The organism is Paenibacillus ferrarius, assembly GCF_002027705.1.
Lineage (GTDB): Bacteria > Bacillota > Bacilli > Paenibacillales > NBRC-103111 > Paenibacillus_E > Paenibacillus_E ferrarius.
The window spans coordinates 15,227-39,219 of record NZ_MBTG01000047.1 but is presented as its reverse complement, the minus strand read 5'-3'; the positions used below and the strand labels follow the sequence as shown (position 1 = coordinate 39,219).

The 23,993-nt window shown below is 45.8% G+C and carries 16 protein-coding genes and 1 rRNA gene; 3 read left to right on the top strand and 14 right to left on the bottom strand.

Annotated elements, in window-relative coordinates; all coding sequences use genetic code 11:
- Positions 1–148, bottom strand: a 16S ribosomal RNA gene (locus BC351_RS34075); the annotation flags it as partial.
- A gap of 438 nt (positions 149–586) precedes the next feature.
- On the opposite strand from BC351_RS34075, the gene BC351_RS34065 reads away from it, so the two are divergent.
- Entirely contained in the window at positions 587–1,282 is a 696-nt protein-coding gene (locus BC351_RS34065; protein WP_079419482.1) for a 3D domain-containing protein, read from the top strand.
- An 85-nt stretch (positions 1,283–1,367) separates the two neighbouring features.
- Here BC351_RS34065 and BC351_RS34060 read toward each other — a convergent pair whose 3' ends face one another.
- Positions 1,368–2,351, bottom strand: a complete 984-nt coding sequence (locus tag BC351_RS34060) for an aldo/keto reductase (protein ID WP_079419480.1) — start codon at positions 2,349–2,351, stop codon at positions 1,368–1,370.
- Positions 2,352–2,488: 137 nt separating this feature from the next.
- Between BC351_RS34060 and BC351_RS42820 the strand changes: the two genes are divergently transcribed.
- Positions 2,489–2,743: a hypothetical protein gene (locus BC351_RS42820; RefSeq protein ID WP_167388052.1), complete on the top strand. Its 255-nt coding sequence runs from the start codon at positions 2,489–2,491 to the stop codon at positions 2,741–2,743.
- 441 nt (positions 2,744–3,184) lie between these two features.
- Here the strand turns inward: BC351_RS42820 and BC351_RS34050 are convergent, their stop codons facing one another.
- From BC351_RS34050 to BC351_RS34000, 11 genes are all read right to left on the bottom strand, one after another.
- The gene (locus BC351_RS34050) at positions 3,185–4,690 is read right to left on the bottom strand and encodes a glycoside hydrolase family 32 protein (protein WP_244209270.1); all 1,506 of its coding nucleotides are present in this window, start codon (positions 4,688–4,690) and stop codon (positions 3,185–3,187) included.
- A 2-nt stretch (positions 4,691–4,692) separates the two neighbouring features.
- On the bottom strand, positions 4,693–5,658 hold the full coding sequence (locus tag BC351_RS34045) for a PfkB family carbohydrate kinase (protein WP_079419474.1): 966 nt from the start codon (positions 5,656–5,658) through the stop codon (positions 4,693–4,695).
- Between the two features lie 43 nt (positions 5,659–5,701).
- Complete coding sequence (locus tag BC351_RS34040; protein ID WP_079419472.1) at positions 5,702–6,538, bottom strand: carbohydrate ABC transporter permease; 837 nt, start codon at positions 6,536–6,538, stop codon at positions 5,702–5,704.
- Positions 6,539–6,560: 22 nt separating this feature from the next.
- A complete protein-coding gene (locus BC351_RS34035; protein WP_144028612.1) occupies positions 6,561–7,466 on the bottom strand; it encodes a carbohydrate ABC transporter permease in 906 nt (301 codons plus the stop codon).
- A gap of 25 nt (positions 7,467–7,491) precedes the next feature.
- On the bottom strand, positions 7,492–9,333 hold the full coding sequence (locus BC351_RS34030; protein ID WP_079419470.1) for a GH32 C-terminal domain-containing protein: 1,842 nt from the start codon (positions 9,331–9,333) through the stop codon (positions 7,492–7,494).
- A 168-nt stretch (positions 9,334–9,501) separates the two neighbouring features.
- On the bottom strand, positions 9,502–11,115 hold the full coding sequence (locus tag BC351_RS34025) for a response regulator transcription factor (protein WP_079419468.1): 1,614 nt from the start codon (positions 11,113–11,115) through the stop codon (positions 9,502–9,504).
- An 8-nt stretch (positions 11,116–11,123) separates the two neighbouring features.
- A complete protein-coding gene (locus tag BC351_RS34020) occupies positions 11,124–12,878 on the bottom strand; it encodes a sensor histidine kinase (RefSeq protein ID WP_244209269.1) in 1,755 nt (584 codons plus the stop codon).
- 143 nt (positions 12,879–13,021) lie between these two features.
- Positions 13,022–14,389, bottom strand: coding sequence for an ABC transporter substrate-binding protein (locus BC351_RS34015; protein WP_244209268.1), 1,368 nt, complete (start codon positions 14,387–14,389; stop codon positions 13,022–13,024).
- A 660-nt stretch (positions 14,390–15,049) separates the two neighbouring features.
- Positions 15,050–16,576 (bottom strand): DHA2 family efflux MFS transporter permease subunit, encoded by a 1,527-nt coding sequence (locus tag BC351_RS34010; RefSeq protein WP_244209267.1) that lies wholly within the window; start codon positions 16,574–16,576, stop codon positions 15,050–15,052.
- Between the two features lies 1 nt (position 16,577).
- Entirely contained in the window at positions 16,578–17,117 is a 540-nt protein-coding gene (locus BC351_RS34005; protein ID WP_079419464.1) for a PadR family transcriptional regulator, read from the bottom strand.
- A 144-nt stretch (positions 17,118–17,261) separates the two neighbouring features.
- On the bottom strand, positions 17,262–20,306 hold the full coding sequence (locus BC351_RS34000) for an EAL domain-containing protein (RefSeq protein WP_158082324.1): 3,045 nt from the start codon (positions 20,304–20,306) through the stop codon (positions 17,262–17,264).
- A gap of 219 nt (positions 20,307–20,525) precedes the next feature.
- Between BC351_RS34000 and BC351_RS33995 the strand changes: the two genes are divergently transcribed.
- Positions 20,526–21,161: an FMN-dependent NADH-azoreductase gene (locus BC351_RS33995; RefSeq protein WP_079419460.1), complete on the top strand. Its 636-nt coding sequence runs from the start codon at positions 20,526–20,528 to the stop codon at positions 21,159–21,161.
- Positions 21,162–21,207: 46 nt separating this feature from the next.
- Here BC351_RS33995 and BC351_RS33990 read toward each other — a convergent pair whose 3' ends face one another.
- Complete coding sequence (locus tag BC351_RS33990; protein WP_158082323.1) at positions 21,208–23,853, bottom strand: PAS domain S-box protein; 2,646 nt, start codon at positions 23,851–23,853, stop codon at positions 21,208–21,210.
- Positions 23,854–23,993: the final 140 nt, after the last annotated feature.

The following is a 23,993-nucleotide window of genomic DNA, read 5'->3' as shown; positions in this document are numbered from 1 at the left end:
TAGTTATCCCGATCTGATAGGCAGGTTACCTACGTGTTACTCACCCGTCCGCCGCTAAGCATTTCCCGAAGGAAATACTCCGCTCGACTTGCATGTATTAGGCACGCCGCCAGCGTTCGTCCTGAGCCAGGATCAAACTCTCCATAGTAGCGAACGATTGCTCGTCCGTATATCTGAAAGCTGAAATGCTCAATTGACTTGCTAGCGAGATTTTGCAATCTCTTTTTGAACGATTGCTCGTTCGTGCTTACTCACTCGTTGTTCAGTTTTCAAAGATCAATTTCTTTCGCTCACTGCCGTGTTACCGAAGCAGCGAAAAGTAATATACCATGCTGAGTTTTTTAATGCAACTACTTTTTTTTGAGTTACTATTTTCCAGCCATCTTGCGGCCGGAGTGATAATATACCACGGGCATGAAGCATTTGGCAATGTCATATTATCCCAATTCGACATTTTTTTTATTCTTCTTTCTGGACAGATTTTCGCGATTATTAAAACTTCTATTTGCCCCATGTATATAACTATTAAAATTGGCCGAATCTAGTAGCTATAACTCTACTAATTTTTCTAAGAGGAGGAGCAATCATGTTTCGTAAAATTTGCTTTATGGCTTTAGTACTTCCTATATGGATTAGTTTATCTCAGGTGGAACCCGCTTACTCTTATCCTGTCGGTGATGAGGACTTGGGTCTCCCACCCTCATACAGCATGTCATCCAGTAAGAGCGCTGCCGAACAAATTGAAGAACCTGCACCTGTCCATGTACCTTCTTCCAGACAGTACCTAGTGAATCGAGGAGATACACTTTATAAGATTGCACGAGATTTCGATGTGGATGTCAACATGTTAATTGCGAGTAACGATATTCAAAACCCTAACCGTCTTACCATAGGGCAGAATATTACGATTCCAATAAGTGAAACAAACGGCGGCATAACAAATGAACAACCCAAAATCATTCAAAAAGTGATAAATACCACACTGACAGCCTATACGGCAGGATTCGAATCCACAGGTAAAAAGGCATCTCATCCTGAATACGGAATCACCTACAGCGGCAAAAAGGCAAAAGAAGGCCGCACCATCGCCGTGGACCCCGCTGTGATCCCGCTAGGGTCGACCGTTTTTATTGAAGGAATCGGCATACGTAAAGCCGAGGATATCGGTTCAGCCATTCGAGGTTCTAGAATTGATGTGTTCATGAACGATCTCAGTGAAGCTCAGGAATTCGGCGTAAAGAAAAATGTGAAAGTTTACTTATTAGCAAAAGAGAATGTGTAATTGTCTTGCAAATGATTATATGAAAGAAAGCCCTCATAGCGCCAAATTTCGGCGATGAAGGCTTTCTTGAGCTGCTAGTACTTCACTATTTAGCCAACACTTGCTTTGAAATGTTGTTTACTTGCTGAATCTCGTCAGTAGAAAGGGTGAATTGCATCGCCTTCACATTTTCCTCGGCGTGATGCATTTTGGATGCGCCTGGGATGGCGAATACGGTGTCACCGTGCGCATGAATCAGCCAATTCAGCGCAATTTGAGTTGGCGAGGCATCGTAATTGTGCGACAGCTCCTCAAGCAGACTAATCAAAGGCTGCGACTTGCGCAAACCGGACTCACGAAAGGCGGACGCCCATTTGCGCGGACCTTTGATCGCTTTTACCAGCGCGGGATTCTTGTGGAACTTGCCGCTAAGGATACCCTGCTCAAGCGGAGAGTAGGCTATGATGGCAATACCCAGCTCCTTTGCTGCGTCCATGATGCCATTCTGCTCAATACGGCGATCGAGCAAGCTATACTTCACTTGGTTCGAAACGAGCCGGAGCCCATGTTCACGAAGCACACGATCGGCTTCACGCATCTTCTCTGCGGAAAAGTTGCTAACGCCTACATTCTTGATGTGGCCCTGTTTCACAAGCTCAGCCATGGCATTCATCTCGCTGCGTACCGATGAAAACGAGTATGGTTGATGAACCTGATGCAGGTGAATTGTTCGATGATCCAGCAAGCGCATGCGTTCATTGATCGTCGACGTAATGCTGCTAGCCGTGCGGAATACCGGCCACCATTTCGTAGCGATATGAGCGCTATTCGCCAAGGCACCTGATTTGCGCAAAGCTTCAGCCAGCATCTGCTCGGATTGACCTTTGCCATACACTTCAGCCGTATCGAACCAATTGATACCGCCTTTCAGGCTGGTTTGAACGATGCGAAGTACATCGTCTTTGCCCAAAGCCGGCCAGAATTTGCCGACCATCCCTTGCGCGTTGCTGAACTGCCAGCAGCCAAGTCCAAGGGGAGAAAGCGCTAAATCCGAGCTGCCCATTTTACGCAGCACCGTTTTACCGTCCATGAACATCCACCGTTCTTTTTTTATTTTGAAGTTGTATGTTGTCGTCGTTTCATGTGTCTAACTTCTATTATAGGCTTAAGTTGAGATGCACACAACGCGGGGACGATCGTAAAGTGGTATGGTTGTGGATGCGGGTGTTGGGTCGGGGTTCGGGTACTCGTGCGAGTGTTGGTGTTGGTGTTGGTGTTGGTGTTGGTGTTGGTGTTGGTGTTGGTGTTGGTGTTGGTGCTGGTGTTGGTGCTGGTGCTGGTGTTGGTGCTGGTGTTGGTGCTGGTGTTGGTGCTGGTGTTGGTGCTGGTGTTGGTGGTCGTGTTGCTGGTCGCGGTGGTCGTGGTATTTATCTGGGGCTACGCTTACCTTTATGGGTGCGGGTACCTCAGAGCTTTAGCTAGAACTGTAGCTATAGCTACTCCTTGCTGCGGCTCCAAGCTCAGGCTGCAAAATACCTGCGATAATGCATCCTTTTGCGCTTGAACCAGCCCCTTTTTCATATATTCCTGCAATTGTGCAGGCTTTTGTGGCTCATTTCTGATTTTGGTGAGCAAAAAGTTAAAATTCCTGCATAATCGCAGGCTTTTCCTTTTTCCAAGCTATTTCTAAGGAAATTACCTGCACTTTTGCAGGTTTTGCGTTGCTGAACCCTGGTCGTTGCCTCGGATGTCAGCGTCCCTACAGCTCTCCTAGCATATCAAAACTAAACACTCCTTCATCTAACTAAATGCTTAAATCCAAACAACACGAGCAAAAACCTTCAACACCACGATAAATGTGGAGCTGAAGGCTTTTGCTGTTGTTCATTATATGCAATGCTTAACCATAAAATCAGCAATCTGCTAGATTTCTTTGGATAATTCCCAAACATCCAGACTCACCAGCTGGGCGTCTCCCTTCCTGGCGAAAAGCTTGATTCCCAGGCTGTCATGTTTTGGATAAATTCGGTTTGTGATGGTTTTTAGCCCGTTATTCGCAAAGAGTTCGACGGAGGAGCGATCCATGAAAATCTGCAGCTGAATCAAACCATTTTCAAGAGGAGCCAGATTTACGTCACTTACACCCAACTCTCCTGCACCCGAATGCGTACGATCTACTTTCAACTTGCAATCCTCTGCGGTATATGTGATTTCCGTATATTCGTCGCCCTCTTCCGAGCAGCGAAGCAGCAAGCCAAACTCGGCGTCATCAGCTAACTGTTTCGTGTCAAAAAGAACGATAAGTTCCAGGACATCCCCTTGAATATCCGGCAGTGGGACAATAGTATCTGTATAAATAGTACGCTGATCTACACGTCGATGAGTTCCCCTCAATGTTGTTAATTCCTCGACTGGCTGCATGCGCAAGGTTCCATCCTCGGCAAGTGCAAGCTCGCGAGGAAGTGTAAAAGCTCCTAGCCAACCACGCTCCTGCTCCGGATAATGTGCTCCCCAAATATTCATCCAACCAATGAGAATACGTCTTCCCTTTCCATCTATAAACGTTTGCGGCGCATAGAAATCGAAGCCGTAGTCCAACCGCTCAGCATAGTGGCAATCGAATATGCCCGTCTTATAGCTAAGCTTGCCGATTAGATACATCGTCTTCGTTGCGCCCATATTCATTGGGGAAATAATTAGTACATGATCATCATTACTCCCCAGAGGAAATAAATCCGGGCATTCCCACATATCGCCCATTGTGCCGTCGCTTTCAGCAGCAATTCCGATATAGGTCCAATCCCGCAGATTTGGGGACTTATACAGGAGTGTTTTGCCCAGCCCATCTTTCCCGTATCCAATCACCATGTACCATACGCCGTCATGCTGCCATACTTTCGGATCTCGAAATCCGAATCCGCCTTCCTGTGGAGGCCTTGAGATAACCGGATTATAGGCCGCTTTATCAAAATTAATTCCATCTGCGCTTGTAGCGATGCACTGAACCTCGGTCGGTGTACTTCCATCCACATGGCCTGTGTAGATCAACGTCAGCAAGCCGTTATCCTCGACTGCGCTTCCCGACCAGCAGCCATACCCACCGCTTTCTCCTGCATCGTAGGATTCAGATGGCGCTAAGGCGATTGACAGGTGCTCCCAATGCACCAAATCTTTACTTTTGGCATGCCCCCAATGCATCGGTCCCCATTTGGATTCGTAAGGATAGTGCTGATAGAAAGCATGGTAGTCCCCTTTATAATAAATAAGACCATTCGGATCATTCATCCAGCCCGCGGGTGGCATCAGATGATAATGAAGTCTAAAGTTATCCTCCGTCGTGTCGGTTGACGCTAACTCCAGTGCTTGATTCGCTCGAGCGATCAGTTGCTTATGAGCCCCGTTTTGTTCCGTTCCAGCTTGATTGCTCATCCTCATTCACCTTCTCTGATTAAAGTATTAATTTCTTCTAATGTTCCTAAAGAAGGGATTGCCCCTTTGCGAGTTGCTGCTAAAGCACCTGCGGCATTCGCGAAGATGAGCGCGTTGCAAAGATCTTCTTCACTCCAAGCCAGCAAAGATTTTCCCAACTTTACAATGCGGAATAGAAATGCTCCAAAAAAGCCATCCCCTGCACCGGTTGTATCTATCGTTTGAACGGAGAAGCTGTCAACCAGCCCCCACCAGCTGCTCATTCGATAAAATGAGCCTTTAGCTCCTGCAGTTACTAACAGTAGTTGAATCGAATAGCGCTCCATCAATTGCCTCGATGCAAGCTCAAGATCCTGCTGCCCAGTAAGAAAAACGATCTCTTCGTCAGAAACTTTAACGATATCCGCAAAACTTAAGCCTACTTGAATAGTCTCCCTAGCATGCTGCTCGTTTTCCCATAAGGAAGGGCGCCAGTTGGGATCATAAGAAATCAGAACGCCACTCGCCTTCGCTCGCTGAGCCGATTGAATTGTCGCCGTGTAGGAAGGTTCCGCTGTCATTGAAATAGATCCAAAATGAAAAATCCGCGTTCCCTCCAGCATAGCAGGATCAACCTCATCCTCTCTCAGCAGTTGGTCAGCCCCAGGCTTTCGAGAGAAGTGAAAGGATCTCTCCCCCTGCTCATCCAAGTGAATGAAAGCCATCGTTGTATGGGCTTCGTCGGACACCACAAGTCCCGAATCCGATACTCCCTGTTCCAGCAAGGCTTGCCGCAAATATACGCCGAAAGGATCTGTTCCCACTTTTCCAATAAATCCCGTCTTCATTCCAAGTTTAGCCATAGCCGCTAGCACATTAACGGGAGCACCTCCCGGATTGCGCTCAAACATTAGCTGCCCCGATTCTGATAAGCCATGTGGTGTAAAATCAATAAGGTACTCCCCAAGTGCTACTGCATCATATTTCATCCTAGAGCTTCCTTTCTTCACTTGTATGCCGAATCCAAATAAATTAACCCTTTATGCCTGACATCGTAATCCCCTGGATATAGTACCGCTGCAAGAACAGGAATAATAAAAGAATCGGTACTGTCGATAAGGTGTTCGCCGCTAATACTTTGGACCAATCCGTCCCTTCATTAGAAGAAAACGTGGAAATTCCCACTTGGATCATTTGCATTTTCTGATCATTAATCACAATAAGCGGCCAGAGATAAGAATCCCAGTTGCCCAGGAATGTCATAAGACCAAGAGTAATAAGCGCAGGTACTGCCGCCGGGAGCACGATAGCAACGAAGGTCCGCGGCAGACTGGCTCCATCAATACGCGCCGCTTCCATCATTTCGTTCGGGACTTCCGCGAAAAATTGACGCAGCATAAAGATGCCAAAGACGGACAGCATCGAAGGGATGATCAAGGCTTTGTAGGAATTGAGCCAACCCAAATCATGCATAAGCAGGTAGTTTGGCACGAGTGTAACTTCACCAGGAATAATCATCGCTGACATAAATAAGGCGAAGACAAACGGTTTGAAGCGAAACTTGAGTTTGGCAAATGCGAATGCCGCCATGGCATTGATGATGAGCACCAAAGCCGTTACGACCGAAGCTACGAACATGGTATTCCAGATATAGCGTAGAAACGGATTGCGTGCATTGAAGATGACATTATGAAAATTGCGTCCCGTCCATTCCACAGGGATCAGAAGATGAACATTTAGCGACGTATATTTAAAAAGCTCCTGATACGGACGAAATGAGCCCGCGACCATCCATAGGATAGGAGCGACAGAAATTAGAGCGATCACAATCATGATGATCAATCTTACGATGTTGGCTATCCTCTTCATCACAGCGTTTCCCCTCCTGATTTTAATCACCCTCTTTATTAAACAGCTTCATTTGGATAAGTGAAATAGTTAATACGATCGCAAAAAGAACAAATGCCGCCGCTGTCGCATAACCCATTCTCATTTGGGTAAAAGCCTGCTTGTAGATGTAGAACACGACGGTTTCCGTTGAGCTGTTTGGTCCGCCATTAGTCATAACGAAGACAAGCCCTGACAGCTTGATGGCATCAATCGTCGTCATGATTACAACAAAGGCCATGGTACGGTTCAACAACGGCAGTGTAATTTTGAAAAACTGTTGAATACGCGATGCCCCATCCACTCTTGCTGCTTCATATAAATCAGGGGAAATGTTATTCAAGCCAGCCAGAAAAATAATCATGAAAAATCCGGCGCCTTTCCAAATCCCGAGTAAAATAATCCCATTCATCGCTGTATCCGGATTGGATAGAAAGCTCGTCACCGGTAGGTGGAACGCTTTGAGCACACTGTTCAGCAAGCCGAATTCTTTGTTGTAAATGAGTTTAAAGACGGTTGCTGCCACCGCTGTAGAAATGATAACGGGAATGAAATACAGGGTCCGAAACAGACCCGCTGCCGCTGTTTTTTTCTGAATCAACAAAGCAAGCCCCAATGCAATACTCGTTTGAATCGGAATGACGACAAGCGCAAAATAAAAGGAATGCTTCAGACTGTTAAAGAATGCCCGATCTTTCATTAAATGAACATAATTATCGATGCCGACAAAGACATCACCTTCGCCAACTAACGAATAGTTTTTGAAACTGATGATGAAGGCTTGCAGCATTGGGTAGAACACAAAGACAAGCAACAAAACTATCGCAGGAAAAATAAACCAGAACGCTGTCGCTTGCTCATGCTTTCGGAAGCTTTGCGATGTTTTTTTTCTTTGTATCGCAGAATCCATCGGTCATCTCTCCATTCCACTTAGATCATTTTCCATCATATACAAACACTTGAAAACTCGAGGTCACACTGCCATCCTGGCTAATCGCTTTGACCTCCGCCTGTCCGGCCTGAACTCCCTGAACTGCAACCCCTCCGTCAACCTCCGAAACCGTAGCAATTCCATTGCTGCTAGATTCCCATTTCAATTGCTGCGGAGCGCTTAGTGGAATAACCGAAGCTTCAACTTGCTGACTGCCGTTCACAGGTACATCGAGCGAGTTCTTGCTGAGTACAATACGCTGTGGCTTCACGTCGTTCACGTCCTCTTCCCGCCAGATCGTTTGCATCGGATAATAACGGGCTTCATTCAGAGTTGCGCTGCCTTCCACTACCGATAGAGCCAGTCGATTGCTGGTCGAATCAGGGAAAATAAGGCTAGTGACGACAGCTTCGCCATCGTTGGCAAATACCTCAAGACTAGCTTCATCTACGAAAAATCGGAGCCTAAGCTTGCCGTCTTTCAACTTCAACGGCGCAGAAACGCTCTCTGCAAAGCCTTTCTCGAAAGAGGCGATGCCCGCGTGGGTACGATCTACGATCAACTGCTCCGTCTTAGCATCATAGCTGACCACTGTCTCCTGATCGTTTCCTTTACGTAACTGGAACGCTAATTTGGCATTCGGCTGAACGGATAATTCGGCTGCCAACTCATAGGAAGTTCCCTTAATGGCTTCGAATGGATTATGCCCCGTCGTCAGCTCCTGCTTGGACAAGACAGATTCTTTGCCGCGCAATGTCTGGAGTTCTTTCACAGGCTCCTGGATCAATCGCAACCCTTGGTCTGGGATGTTTCTTAATCGGAGCTCACGCGGTATGGACATGTTGCCTTTCCAGTTACCCGTCGGCATCGTGAATGGATAGCGCCAATTGGACATCCAGCTCAGCCAGATCCGGCGTCCGTCTTCGGCTGGAATATCCGAGTAAGACACAGCCGCATAGAAGTCTTTTCCGTAATCGGTCCATAGCGTATCTGACGGTTTGTTGTCATTCTTGAACATTTTCCCATCAAACGTACCGACGAAATATTGCGCTGTGGAACCCTTCGTCGCACTATTGCTGCCGATGCTTACCGCTAATACCCACTTCTTTGTTTTGGAGCCCTCCACTGGGAGCTCAAACAAATCCGGACATTCCCATACCGCGGCGTGCGAACCCTGATCGCTCCCGAATTCACTGGTCATTTTCCATGCTTTCAAGTCCGACGATGTGTAAAATTGAACGCGGTTATCGACGGAAACGACCATCACCCAAGCATGCGTAGGCTCATGCCACATGACCTTAGGGTCGCGAAAATCCTTCAAACCCGGATTCGGAATGACCGGATTTCCTTCGTATTTGGTCCATGTCCGGCCTTTATCCACACTATAGGCGATGCTTTGCGATTGAATGCCGCCTTTAAAATGAGTAAATATGGCTACTAACCCTGCTTTGCCGCCAAAAAATCCGCTGCTATCCTTCTTGTCAACCACCGCGCTTCCTGACCAGATTTCTCCCAGCGAATCTCTAGTCAAGGCTACAGGGAGATGTTCCCAGTGAATCAGATCTTTGCTTACCGCATGTCCCCATTGACCACTGTTTTGATAAAATTGATGATACTCGCCTTCAAAATAAACCATCCCATTCGGATCGCTCAAATTGCCAGATTCCGGCGACAAGTGATACTGCGGACGGAACTTTTCCGTATAATAATTGGGTTTGCTCACATACCTAAATGCTGAGCTTTCAGCTAAATTGTTCGATTTCCTATCACCTTTAACCAGAACCGTCACCCCTAATCCCAGAAGTATGATAGTTGCAGCCACTACTAACGCTATTTTCCTTCGCATACTTCCTCCTTGATCACGCTGTTATCTTTTCTGTATGGCCATTGTACCGAGTCTGTACGAAGAAAGATTTCAAAATGATCGGGAGTTTCCTTTCAATTTGATTTGCAATGAGAATAAGCCCGCTGCATCCGCAGGGGCTTAACATCTTTTTATGCATACTCACTTCACCTATTTGCCCAGTAATTCTTCTCGATACTCCTTAGGACCTTTACCGTAGCTCTTTTTAAATGCTGTACTGAAGTAGCTTGGGCTTGAATAACCAACGAGTGTAGCAATATCCGTCAGCTTCAGTTCATTTTCCTGCAATAACACCGCTGCCTTGCTTAACCGCAATCTCGTGACATAATCGCTGAAAGTAGCACCCACAGACTGCTTAAACAAGCCAGATAAATAAGTTTCGTTGAGATGAAACATGTCAGCCAAGGAAGCCAACGTGAGTTCATAGGAATAGTTCTCATCCACATAGTTACGAATGGCTTCGATCATCTGTTGGCCGCTCGAAAACCTCGTTTTTCTCACTTCATTCATCACCAGCTGGGCCATGTCATGAAGCTGCTCCAACACCTGCTCTCTGGAGGAATAGTCTCTTACAGTCATCTGACAATTCCACAGATAGCTTTGTAGGGACGAGTCCCCGAGCTCGAACTTCTTGGCAATCGCGTTAAACAATAAAATGATCCGTAGCGTCAAGAAAGTGAATACGAACATCGGCGTGTCTCGATCGGCTGAGAAAATGGTATGTACCTGCTTCGTAAAGGCAGGCATATCGAGACTTTCAATCGTTTGCATCAACTTCCTCTCCACTTCCGGTGAGAATGCATGCGTTAAGGCTAGCATATTGCTCAACGAATCCGCCTTCTCTGTATGGATCGTACCTTGACTCCAAGCCAGCATACTTGAGGCATAACCATCCTTCAACTGCCTTAACCCGTTAATGGCTTCACCAATGCCAAGCACGCTCTCTACCCTTAAAAAGGTCTTGATGTTCCGTTTAAGCTTACGAACGAAGTCATCCATGAATTTACTATGCCGCTTAGGGTCATCAATAAGTATTAGAAAATGCATCATAGCCGGATGACTGATGGGATAAAAAGGGTAAACCTGCTCCCAGCTCTCGACCGATTCCCGGCAAATCATCTGGAACGCCAAGTGCAGCAAGTCCTTCCGCTCACTCCAATCATCCAATCGTCCTTGGGGAATTCTCATCTCGACAGTCGCAAACTGCGCAGGCACGTCATCGATGGCCAAGGAAGACAGCTGTAATTGCTGCATCCGTTCCTTCACCGTCGGCACACTGAACCATTCATCCTTCACCAGCTGCCAAATCAGTTGTTCTTGCATCATTTGGAGTTGTTGATTACTTTTCATTTCCTCTTGATCCAGCTCCCGCAGCCGATTGCGGTCATCTTCCAATTCATCGGACAGCTTGCCAAGCAGCGCCGTTAATTCACTGCGCACGACGGGCTTTAATAAGTAATCCTTTACCCCTAGCTGGATCGCTGCTTTCATATATTCAAAATCGGAATAACCGGAAAGGACGATGATGCGCAGCTGAGGGAACTTCTCCTTGCAAGCTTTGATGAACGCTATACCATCCATTTGCGGCATTCGGACATCGGTAATAATTACATCCGGAAGCGGCTGGTCACTCAGAAGCTGAATAGCCTCCAGACCATTGGCTGCTTCTAAGGCAATTGCAAATCCGGCAGATGGCCAATCGATTTTGGCTTTAATACTATTGCGTACGCCGACTTCGTCATCAATCAGCATCACTCTATACATGTAAAACATCAACTCCTTATGAGAGGAAAAAACAAGACCATTTCCGTCCCTTCACCCAACCTGGAATTCAGCCTCAATTGAAATTGCTCGCCATAATTCAAGCGGCATCGTGATAAGACATTGCGAAGTCCGATACTATGGCCCTCACTGCTCAGAATAGCAACGGAATCTCCCATCGTAATCTCATTCAATAAATCGCGAACAAGCTCAGGCGACATGCCGATTCCATTATCAATAACACTGATCATCAACTGCTCGCCTTCCACCTTGGTCCGCAGTGTGACCTCTGCGACACCGTCCTTCTCCAGACTGTACTTGACGGCGTTTTCTACCAGCGGCTGAACGATGAATTTAGCTATCATGAAATTAGCCGCGGAGGGATCTTCCTCTATCGTTACTTTAAGTCGATCTTCATGCCGCAAATAGAGGATGAACAGATAGTCGCGCATATAATCCAATTCTTGGGCAACACGGACCAAATCGCTGTTCAAGTTGAGGGAGTATCTCATCATTTTACCTAACGCCTCTGTTGCATCCATGACAAGGTCCTCCCGCTTGATCGCAGCCAGACCGCTAATAATTTCAAGCGTATTATTATAAAAATGCGGATTAATTTGAAGCAGCAGAGCTTTATATTCCGCATTCTTTCGACGTAGATTCGTTTCAAACTCTGTTTCAATCAAAAACCGCAAACGATGCGTCATTTGCTCGAAAACTCCAGTCACATAGTCTACTTCACTATGTCCTTCTCTAACTTTCGGCATGACCTGCAGAGCTTGATTAAATTCGCCACGCTGGACGTGTTTCATCGCTTTGCCCATCATACTGAGCGGCTTAGTGATGCCCGCAGACAACCAAAAAGCCATTAAAATAACAAGAATGAGCAGGATAATGCTAACAAGCAGGATGGTTTTTCTAATTTGAGTAATCTTCTCATATAATTCCCCTTCGGGAACTGTTCCAATAATGGTCCAATTCTGAGTAGGCAGTCTGCGAAAAAAGAGCAGATGGGTCCCCGCTTGATCTTGAATAGGAAATATCCCGCTGGCCTCTCCCTCGAATCTGGTATCCATTTCTCGGAGACCATGCGTCAACACTCCCTGATCCTCTGTAATATTTTGATCGAGAACGCTATTTCCTTCATGTGTCAGTATAACGACTTTCCCGGTCTTCCCGATCCGGATTTTCTCAATGGCATTTCGAAGCAATGTCGTAGGATAATTCACTTTAATAAATCCAACATTCCGAAGTGATTGCAGCTGAACGAGCGGAAAAATAAAACTATTAATCGATCTCACCCGCATGAATTCGTCCGACTGATCGATATCCTTATGCGCGGTTGTCCAACGCTTATTTGCTGTCATAAATGCTTGAAACCACTCACTTTTTTTGTACGTAGTATCTTGTGTCCATAGCCCTCCGGCATCCTCGGCAAAAGCGCTAATCGAAATCCCACTGGAGTTGTTCACTGCATATGAAGAGAAATACTCTCGCAATCTTTGCTTCGTGAGTACGCGTTCCTGAATGCTGTTGTCTGGATTCAAATGAACCGTAAGCCAATCCTGCGTCGTTCGACTGCTGACAACCTGATTCCCCGTATCTTCCACCTGTGTAAGCAGCGTAACCACATGAGAAGCAAATTGTTCAATCGTTTGCGCGGTTGAGGATTCAATCGACGATTGAATTGTTTTCGTCGCTTCTTCACTAAGAAAATAAGCCAAGGCAGCGAAAGGCACGATGAGCAAAACAGAGAACACAGCCATCAATCGGCTCCTCAAAGAAAAAAACATGACAGTCCCCCGTTTCTTATCACAGCCCGTTATTTATCATACATGCCAACCCTCCCAGGAAACAACGACAAAGAGACGATCATCAAAATGATTCGTCTCTATTATCTTCAAAGGGCTTACTTTTTCTTCTGCGCCTCTACATCCGCATACGCTTTATCGATGCTCGTAATGGCTTCTGCAATGGCAGCATCCATATTTCGTTTACCAATGGTGACATCCTCGAACATTTTGTTCACAGTATCGGACATTTGGGGGAATATCGGTGTAATCGGACGCGGTCTGCCGTACTTCTGATTCTGGATAACGAAAATATTTTTCGGGTACTCACTCAGTTCTGGGAATTCCTTCGCTGCCGAGTAACGAGATGGGATATCCTTCGTCATTTCGCTGTACGTCTTCTGTCCGTCATGCCCAGTTACCCAATTGACGAACTTCCAAGCTTCATCTGGGTTCTTGCTTTTTGCGGAAATCCCTAGCGCCCAACTTCCATTAGCCACGGCTTGTGTCGTACCCTTAGGCAGCGGAGCAATGTCGTAGTCCTCACCCAGCTTGAAATTCGGGAACTTTTCTTTCAGATTGGAAAGTGACCAAGAACCATCAATTGTAATGGCTAGCTTGCCGTTCGGGAATGGATCAGGCGGATACTCCAGCGCAGATACTTTATCTTTGTTATACAAATCTGAGAAGAATTGAATCGCTTTCTTCGTTTGTGTGGAGTCCAGATAACCTTTGGACGTTTTGCCGTCAGGACTCATAATCTCCCCGCCGAACTGCCAAATAATCGGATACTTGAAGTAGGCTGTGCCTCCTGCATTTCCGAAGCCCTGCGCGGGATCAATTCCGAAAATGCCGTTCGCCGGATCATTCACTTTCTTCGCGGCATCCAAAACTTGATCCCACGTCCATGGCTCATCCGGATTTTTGGAAGGGAGTGGAATCCCTTTCGCTTGAAACATCTTTTTGTTATAGAACATGGCAATCGAAGATTCCGTTAAAGGCGCCATATATATTTCATTTTGATACGTGTAGGTTGCAAGCGTTGATTTAGGGACATCATCCATGTTCCCATCCGTCTTGAAGTACGTGGTCAAGGGCTTCAATGCACCCGCATTCGCATAAGAACCTACGGTTGGAGCATCCAACGCCATGATATCCGGCGGACTGCCTGAAGCAATGGATACTCTTAATTTCGTGTCATAATCCGAATAAGGAATCGGTGTCATTTCGAGCGAAATGTTCGGATATTTCTGCATGAACGAAGCGACTAATTTATCAAAGGCTGCGTTCTCTGTATCATTCCCCGAGTTTCTCCAGAACGTGAGCTTTACTTTGTCTTCTTTTTTCACAACATTGTCAGTTTGTTTGGGTACTGTAGTTGGATTTGAAGTTGAAGGTGAAGCCCCGCCGTTGCTTGATGTTGAACATCCTGCCAGCAAACCGCCGACTAGCATAACGCTTACTACTGTTTGACTTAGCTTTTTCAAATTGTGATACCCCTTTCATTTATCTGTTCTTGTTGTTCTTGTCATCATCATATCAAAGGGGCAGGGAAAATAAATTCAAAATGCTCTGCTAACAACTTATAAAATTATCATGATCTACAGCTTGCTTAATTACTCGATGCCGCACGTTGAAGCCAGAAAACCGCAATGAATTCGCAGATTTAATACTACACGTACAGGAAGCAAGAGCAAAGCTTTTTACTGACTTGGCGACTTAATTTCAACAAGTGGCTGCGGCTGCGAAAAATACCCGCGATAATGCATCCTTTTGCGCTTGAATCAGCCCCTTTTTCGTATATTCCTGCAATTGTGCAGGCTTTTTACACCTTTTTCCATTCTAGGCGCGCAAAAGCCTAAAAAGCCTGCATAATCGCAGGCTTTTCCTCTTTTTGAGCTATTTCAGTGAAAAAGCCTGCACTTTTGCAGTTTTCGGTGCTTCTGCACAATCCGGGGCCTTCATTTTCGAAGCTGTCTCAAAAGTCGAAATAACCGAGAGGCAGCTCCTTCTGTTTTAGAGGCTCCAGCTGGAGCCACCTAACCCTAACTGCAACCGCATCCGCAATTGCAAGCAACCATCGATTTCACGATGTTCGTGGAATCGAAGCATGAACACCGCACAGTGTGCAGCCTATTCATACAGCCTTACACGTGCACCGCGGCAGCGGATTCTTGCTTCTTCGTGGCATCGAGTCTGCTCGTTCCCACGAACAGTGCGGTGATGACACCGATGATGCCGACACAAATACTTAAGATAAAGCCATGATTGATGGCTTTGGCCAATGCAACTTGCAGGAACTGCCGAATTTCCGGCGGAATTGCCCCTCCTGCCCGCATAAGCAGCTCGGGATTGCCTAATGTACTGATTTTATCCGCGGGAATGCCGACCTTGGCTGCTCCGTCCATAATAAGCTGATTGAGATTGTTATTTACAATTGTCGCCATAATGGAGGCCCCCATAATACCGCCAATGCTGCGCCAGAAACCAACAATGGAGGAGCTGACACCCATATATTTGGGGTCAACATTGGCTGCAATGGAGCTTTGCGCAACGCTCATCAAAGGACCGATGGCACCAAGCCCCAGTAAAACCATCAGCCCAATCATGTAACCGCTGGAAGCATCCGGGCCAACATTAACCAATAAGCATGCTACTACAATTGTCATCAGCATACTAATCATCATGAGTGTGCGGAATGCAAACTTGGATTGCAAGAAGCCGAAAAGTATGGCCCCGGCAATTAAGGAAGCCATCATTGGCGTTAATACGCCATTCGAATTGGCATGGCCTAATACACCAACCGTAAAAATAGGCAGATACGTAATGGCTGAGAACATGAGAACACCTTGACAGAAGCAGATGATACTGGTTCCCAACACCATTTTGTTCTTAAAAATGCTAAGCGGGAGCACAGGCTCCGGAACTCGCAGCTCCACCAGGATAAATAAGACGCCAACGATCACAGAGACCGCAAACAAGCTGATTTCCTGCCAAGAGCTCCATGCGTAATTTTTGCCGCCCCATTCCAAGGCAAGCATTAAAGAGACTGTTGTAGTAATGAGGAACACCGTTCCCAGATAATCTATTTTGGGTTTGCGCTCAGAGCGCGTCTCTTTCAAGGCAATCATCAGAACGATCATTGAAGCCAAGCCGATTGGCACATTGATATAGAAGTTCCATCTCCAGCCAAAATGCTCGGCAATAAAGCTGCCTAATTGCGGACCTGCTACAGAGGAGAGTCCGAAGATCGCTCCGAAGACGCCTGACATTTTGGCCGCATCCTTCGGATCGCTAAAAATGGTATAGATAATGGTGAAGCTTATTGGAAATAAAGCGCCTGACCCGATGCCCTGAATAACACGGAACCAGATAAGCTGATCCACACTTTGAGCCACCCCGCATAAGGCAGATCCAAGCAGAAACATCCCGATCCCAATCATGTAGAACATTTTACGGCCGAATAAATCAGACATTTTTCCGAATACTAGCATTGTGCTTGTGGCAGCCAGCATATACGCCGTAAAGACCCAGCTAATTTTATCAAAAACATTGAAATCTTCGCTTAACTTACTAATACAAGAAGCCACAATTGTATTATCTAAGGATGACATTAATAAACCAAGTGCCATAGCCAGAATGATAAGCTTCTTGCTTGAACTTGAACCTGTCACATTAATCCCTCTTCTCTTCGTTTTCTATTTGCTCCATTTGGGTCAGACCTTCTTGAATCGTTTCCAGTTTGGCCTTAAACTCTTTAATTCCAATTTGAATGCAGATGATTTGCGCTGGATGCATCTCCTTGCTATAGAGCGAATACGTCGCATTCAACTGATCAAGGTGCTGCTGCGTTTGCATTTGAACCTTTTTCAGCCATGCGATAACTTGCTCCGTTCCAACGTATTGGCCAAAATAAAGCCTCATTAAGAAATCTGACTTGACGTTGTCCCATTCCATGGGGCTTGATAAATACGTTTGAAATTGGCTTTTTCCTTTCTCCGTAATGGTATACACATTTTTATTCGGCTTGCCTTCCTGCACAACATTTTCCTTCGTAAGCAGCTCTTCCTTCTCCAAGCGATGCAGAACTGGATAAATTGTTCCGTAGCTCGAGCTATAGAAATAGGAGAATAACTCCTCAAATAATTGTTTGATTTCATAGCCCGTTAACGAACGTTTCATGAGCATGCCTAGAATGACATCCTGACTGTTCATGGTGCGGCCTCCTTTATTTCACTTTTTCATTTATATTACGATTATTAATATATCATGCCGATATATGCTATGTCTATATATAAATATTTATTTATGCAAAATAAAAACCAGTTCTCCCTAAGGATTACTGGTTCGGCTCCATATCTATGATTCGGTTTGCTTCGCTGCAAGGAAATCTTCAAATTGCTCCGCCGACATCGGCCGGCCAATGAGGTAACCTTGAATATAATCGCAATTCAGGTTCTTTAATTGGAGCAGCTGCTCCTTCGTTTCCACGCCTTCGGCAATGACGGATAAGCCTAGACTGTGACTCATCGCAATCACAGCTTTCACGATCGTGCCGGCATCTCGGTCATCCCCCGTCATATCGCTAACGAAAGATTTATCAATCTTGACATTATGCAAAGGCAGACGCCTCAGAAGCATTAATGAAGAATGACCGGTACCGAAATCATCAATGGCAAAACGAATCCCACAGTCAACGAGCTCTTGCATCATCTCACGGCTGTACGTCATGTTCTGAATGGCCGTCGATTCCGTAATTTCCAGGCAAATGGACGATGGGGCGACTCCGATTTCTGCTAACACTTTCTTCACCCATTTTGAAAATTGCTGAATCTGAAAATGCTGCGCTGAAATATTGACGGACATCGTGAAGGAAGGCAGCCCTTGGCGCTGCCATTTCTTTAATTGACGGCACGCTTCCTTGAGCACCCAGTCGCTAATGGGGACAATGAGGCCGTTTTCTTCAGCAAGCGGAATGAAATCAGAAGGTGCAATCATCCCAAACTCGGAGGACTTCCAGCGCAGAAGTGCTTCCACTCCAGTAACTTTATGGTGTATAGCATCAACCTGCGGCTGATAGTGCAGTTCGAATTCTTCTCTTTCTATCGCCTTGCGCAGCTGGTTGACCCGATTGAAGTTCTGAACGAGATGCGTGCTGAAGGCAGGTGTGTAGAAACACATCTGATTGCGCCCGTTTTCCTTGGCTTTGTACATCGCCATATCCGCATGTTTGATTAACATTTCTACTGTAAGCCCGTCTTCCGGGTAGAAACAAGCCCCGACACTTGCAGACGAATACGCCTCTTGTCCCTCAATGAGGATCGGCTCTGACAGATAGTTAATAATCCGCTCAGCCATCCGTTTCACCTCAGCCGAGCCGTGAACTGCAGGCAGGATGACGATAAATTCATCCCCGCCCAAACGGGCAATCGTGTCCTTGGAGCGCACACTCTTGCGCAGCATTTCCGCTGTGTGCTGCAGCAGTCTGTCTCCGGCATGATGACCCAATGTATCGTTAATGATTTTGAAACGGTCAAGGTCGATCATCAGCACCGCGAGCATCAAGCCTGCCGCTTTGCTTGTCTCCATCTCCTCTTCCAGCCGCTCCTGCATATACGAACGATTCGGCAGCCCCGTCAACGTATCGTGGTAAGCAAGTCGAATAATGCGCTCTTCGTCTTCTTTCTTCTTGGTGATATCCGTGAACGTGCCAATCATCCGAATAGGTCGGCCCGTCCGATCACGAATCACTTCACCGACAGTGTGCAGCCACTTATAGCCGCCATCGGATTGACGAACACGGTATTCGAGCTGATAAGGAACTCCATGCTCGAAATGCTCTAGCAATTTACAGCGAATCTTGGTCACATCATTCGGATGAATGAAATCTTGTAAAGATAACGGATCCGGCGTCAGGTGCACACTGATACTTCCGAGCATTTTATAAACACGATAATTCCATTCCATCTTATTCGTGATAAGATCCCAATCCCATATCGCATCGTTCGTATTGCGAGAGACAATCTCTAGATTCTCCGCCAGCGAACTGACTTGCCGATAAAGTCTTTCCCGCTCCAGTGCCGCTGTTAAAATCGTATAACTATGCCGTCCTAAGTTATTTATGAATAAATGGTTCAGTGTGTGAAGCGGCCCGACAAGCACTAGGAATCCCCAGTCCTGCGTTTCACTTGTGACCGGATGAACGAGAACAATATCCCCACCTTCCGCCGATACGGATAGGGGCAAATTGTCAATAGGCGGGAACGCAGCTATCGGATATTCCGAACCAATGGCAGGAAGCGCCTCATTTTTCTTGCTAAATACACGATCGATGACAAGACGCTCCTTGCCAGTGTCTCCGAGTTCCCATAGCGCCAGATATCCCCAATGCGACGAGTTCCAAAACAAGTTGGACAGCTCCACCTTTTCATCCGAAGTAGCTCGAATCAGCCCTTGGATAAGCTCATAGTTGGTGAACTCGATGTCTATTAGTGTGGAGCGCAGGCTTTCAACGGTTTGAAGCGATTCCTCTAAACTTTGCTTTACATGCTTCGCCTCGCCTAAGCAGCCGCAAGAAGATCGTTTGACTAACGAAACAGCTATGGTCGTTACCCGCTGCTCAGGAACTTCTTTGTTGATCAGCATACGAAACAAAAGATCGCAAGCAGTCTTCGCCAATTGATGATGCGGCTGCTTAATTGTGGTAAGTTCGAAAGTCCGATAGGCAGCTTGCTCAATATCATCAAAGCCAATAACCGCAACCTGGCTAGGCACGTCGATTCCTCTTTCCCGCAGCCCTATCATCATGCCGAAGGCATTGGAATCCGAACCGGTTACAACAGCCGTGAAGGGATGACCATTATCCAACAGGGTGAAAGCAGCATCTCTGCCGGCATTCTGCATATCGCTGGGCAAATCAAGCACAAGCTCCGATTGATACGGAAGCCCTCTTTCCTGCAATGCTTCTCGATAAGCTTCGTAGCGCTCGCGTTGATCATAATGAGCCATCGCCGCCGCGAACGCAATCTGCGTGTGACCATGATCGATTAAATGAACAACAGCCTCTTTCATACCACCCCGATTATCTATAACCACGGAATAAAAGTCGGACGCTTCTTCTTGGTAGCCAATAAAAACGAACGGTTTCCCCCATTCTGAAATCGTTTGCACAAAAGATTCACTGACAGCTTTCAGAATGATAATACAAGCGTCCATATGCTCAGCGAAAACGGGATGTGCCGTGGCTGTGTCATGCGGATAATTCATATATGTTTGAATAATTGTCACTTGAGCATTGTAGGCTTGTGCTTCTTCGTTAATGGTAGAAAGCAATTTACCAAAATAATCACCGTCGACATGCGGCGTATATACAGCAATTCGGTAGCAGTCCGGTCTTATTGTCAATGGATTCCCCCTGCTTTCGTCTATGGTCATCATGGTAAAAAATCATATGTATGCTAGGCTATAAGCTCCATTTCGACATCGTTTGACGAAAATCCTTCGTCTGTCGGATCCCACTAATATAACCTAAACGGTTATTTACTATATTTATATTGCCGACTTACTAATAATAAGCTATAATGAAACTGTAATTATTTTAAATATAGAAGGGAAGTACAATTAATGTCTACTGTCTTGTATATTACCGCACACCCGCACGATCACCAAACATCCTATAGCTTGGCTGTAGGTAAAGAATTTATTGACGCTTATCGTGAAGCGAATCCTTCCGATGAAGTCATCTATCTGGATCTGTACAAACAAGATGTTCCAGCAATCGATGCTGACGTGTTCAGCGGTTGGGGAAAACTTCAATCCGGTACAGCTTTTGATCAACTGACTGATGCTGAAAAAGCAAAAGTTGCACGCTTAGGCGAGCTTGTAGACCAATTCGTTGCTGCTGACAAATATGTATTCGTATCCCCAATGTGGAATTTCTCCTTCCCTCCAGTTTTGAAAGCTTACGTTGATTCCGTAGCTGTAGCAGGTAAAACGTTCAAATACACAGAAAACGGTCCTGTTGGCCTACTGACTAGCAAAAAAGGATTACATATCCAAGCTAGCGGCGGTATCTATTCCGAAGGTCCAGCTGCTGCCATGGAAAGTGGCTTCAGCTACTTGAAAAAAATCTCCTTGTTCTTCGGTATTCCTTCTTTCGAAGCTCTTTTCGTTGAAGGTATGGCACTCACTCCGGATCAAGCTCCGGCGATTAAAGAAAAAGCAATCGCGAAAGCCAAAGAACTTGCTTCCAGCTTCTAAGCTTTGCGTGAAAAAGGCTGCCGACATTCGTGTCGGCAGCCTTCTTTTATCTAATTGCAGGTTGAATTTGCTTCTGGTACTTCTCAATAATCTCAAATATAATGCCCGTTTTTATTGGCTTACTGATGTAATCATCCATACCAGCTTCCAAACACTTTTCACGATCACCCTTTAAAGCGTTAGCCGTAACCGCAATAATGTAAGGTATTTGTTCCGGCGGCAGCATGTCTTTGATCTGTCTGGTCGCTTCAATCCCATTCATTTCGGGCATGCGGACGTCCATGAAGATGATGTCGTACCTATCATAAGCCAAGGCTCGGATAACTTGATTGCCATTTTCAACGATACTTGTTATGTGGCCCATCTTTTCAATCATTTTTGTCAAAATAATCTGGTTAATTTCGTTATCTTCCGCGATTAAAATTTTCAAAGGCTTCAGCGCAGCCGGCTCCTCATCTGCCGGGAAATGAGTTGGCTTGGATTCATCCTCAAGTTCCTTCAACCAAATCGTGCACACGAAGGTTGCCCCAAGCTCGTCTGTATGTTCTACCCAAATATCTCCGGACATGAGCTCAACCAGCTTCCGGCTAATCGCTAACCCTAATCCCGTTCCTTCCGATTTACGTGTCATAAAGCTATCCAATTGATGAAAAGGATCAAACAAATAGATCAGCTTTTCCTTCGGTATGCCAATACCAGTGTCTTTAAATGTAAATTTGAGCTGGCGTCTGCCGTTCTCGCTTCCCCCGTCTTCAACCCGAATGGTCACTCCGCCGCTCAGGGTAAACTTAATCGCGTTGCCGATGATATTCAACATGATCTGCTTGATACGATCGTAGTCGCCTAGTAACGCACGAGGAATATCTGGCGGGACATCTATTTCAACATAGAGATCTTTCTCCGTTGCTTTAGGCAGCAGCACATCACGGGCCTCGGCAATACAATCTCTGATATCCATGGATTGCATTTGCAGTTCTGTTTTACCAGCTTCGATTTTGGAAAAGTCCAGAATATCGTTAATAATGGTAATCAATGTATTGCCGCTTTTATGAATAATTTCAACATATTCTTGCTGCTCATCATCCAATTCCGTCGTATTTAGGAGCAAATCTGTCATCCCAATCACGCCATTCATGGGTGTTCGGATTTCATGGCTCATCATGGCAAGAAACTCACTCTTGGCTTTGTTTGTTTTCTCAGCGGCTTCCTTGGCAATTAGAAGCGCCTTTTGCTCCGTCATATCTTTGGCAATGACATAATATCCGGCGTTTTGCTTATTGATAATGATCGGGGCTATCGTGACAAGCACCTCTACGTCATGACCGTCTCTATGCCTGATTTTATTAATATTTCGCTCTGCGGTGAGATCTTCCATCGAGTGGGACAAGATATGGCTTACATTTTGTTCACTGATGAATTTGGAGATATTTTGTCCTCTCATTTCTGCAATGCTGTGGCCCGTCAGCTTCGCTGCCATCTCATTTGTGTTAATGATTTTGCCATGGACGTCCAGAGAGATAACAGCATCATGATTGTATTTTTTCAAAGAGTTGTACCGCTCTACCGATTCTTGCAATTTCAACTCATTTAATTTGCGCTCCGTAATATCTTGGGTCGTTCCATTCATGCGGGTCGCCCTTCCATTCTCATCGAACAACACCGAAACGCGTATTTGCATATATTTAATTGAGCCATCGGGCTGCAAATTGCGGAATTCTAAACTAGAAGGACCCCCACGCCTGGCTTGATCTGTGAAGGCTTTGAATTGCGCCTGATCTTCGGGATGAATAAGCGTGATAAGTGCCGTCGGGTCCGTGGGCAAGCTGTTTTTGGGCAAATTATATATGTGGAAAAATTCATCTGAGAAGGTAATCTTTTGTTCCAGGAAATCAATTTCCCAACTTCCCAGCGCTGCAATATGCTGAGCCTCTGCCAGACTGTCCTGATACATCTTGCGCTCTGTAATATCACGGCCTATCCCTAATATGTTCAGCAGATGACCTTGCTCATCCCGAATAAGCTTTGTAGCGGTTTCCAGCCAAATATAGGTACCATTTTTATGACGTGCCCGATATGTAAATATATTCTGGTCGATCAATGACGTGGACTGTATCTGCAATAAATCATCTGGGTGATTTAGTTCCATACTCTCTCTGCCTATTAATTCTTCAGGCTCATAGCCCAATAGATCGCAAATTGATGGAGATACATACTGAATTTTACCGTCAGGACTCACAAAGGTAATAATATCTTGAGCATTTTGTGAGATCATATTATACATGTCTTCAATCTCTAACAATCTTTGATGTGTCGCCTTTTTCTCTGAGATATCAATCATATGAAGGATAAAATAGAGCGGGCTCGCTGTCTCATCACGAACAATAGAAATCCTTGCCGACGTCCAGATCAAGTTGCCGTTTTTCTGAAAACATCGCATCTCTATTTCATCAAAGGATTCATTCCCGCTTAACACCTCATCGAGCCGTTTGCTCACCCCCGGCCAATCTGCCGGATGAGTAATTTCCTGAAGTGCAAGTCCTTCTGCTTCTTGTTCCGTATAACCCAAAGTTTCATAGAAAGATGGATTGACTTTACGAATCATTCCGTCAATAGACACCAGAGCTATCGCATTAGGCGCGCATGTAAAAACTTGTTTAAATACTGGATCACGATTGAAATCGATTTTATGCAAGATTATTCCTCCAATCATTTCTCCGTCTTTGTCCCAATATCCCCATAAACCAGGGCGTATTTGGTTCCATTATGGCATAAAACGAATTGAATTGCAGGACTTTATCCACAATCAGCCTTCGTCCTCCGCATAAATCCCAT

Bases quoted from the DNA above. Each gene is read 5' to 3' on its own strand.
- BC351_RS34065 (WP_079419482.1), top strand. From the start codon at position 587: ATGTTTCGTAAAATTTGCTTTATGGCTTTAGTACTTCCTATATGGATT.
- BC351_RS34060 (WP_079419480.1), bottom strand. From the start codon at position 2,351: ATGGACGGTAAAACGGTGCTGCGTAAAATGGGCAGCTCGGATTTAGCG.
- BC351_RS34050 (WP_244209270.1), bottom strand. From the start codon at position 4,690: ATGAGCAATCAAGCTGGAACGGAACAAAACGGGGCTCATAAGCAACTG.
- BC351_RS34045 (WP_079419474.1), bottom strand. From the start codon at position 5,658: ATGAAATATGATGCAGTAGCACTTGGGGAGTACCTTATTGATTTTACA.
- BC351_RS34040 (WP_079419472.1), bottom strand. From the start codon at position 6,538: ATGAAGAGGATAGCCAACATCGTAAGATTGATCATCATGATTGTGATC.
- BC351_RS34035 (WP_144028612.1), bottom strand. From the start codon at position 7,466: ATGGATTCTGCGATACAAAGAAAAAAAACATCGCAAAGCTTCCGAAAG.
- BC351_RS34030 (WP_079419470.1), bottom strand. From the start codon at position 9,333: ATGCGAAGGAAAATAGCGTTAGTAGTGGCTGCAACTATCATACTTCTG.
- BC351_RS34025 (WP_079419468.1), bottom strand. From the start codon at position 11,115: ATGTATAGAGTGATGCTGATTGATGACGAAGTCGGCGTACGCAATAGT.
- BC351_RS34020 (WP_244209269.1), bottom strand. From the start codon at position 12,878: ATGGCTGTGTTCTCTGTTTTGCTCATCGTGCCTTTCGCTGCCTTGGCT.
- BC351_RS34005 (WP_079419464.1), bottom strand. From the start codon at position 17,117: ATGAACAGTCAGGATGTCATTCTAGGCATGCTCATGAAACGTTCGTTA.
- BC351_RS33995 (WP_079419460.1), top strand. From the start codon at position 20,526: ATGTCTACTGTCTTGTATATTACCGCACACCCGCACGATCACCAAACA.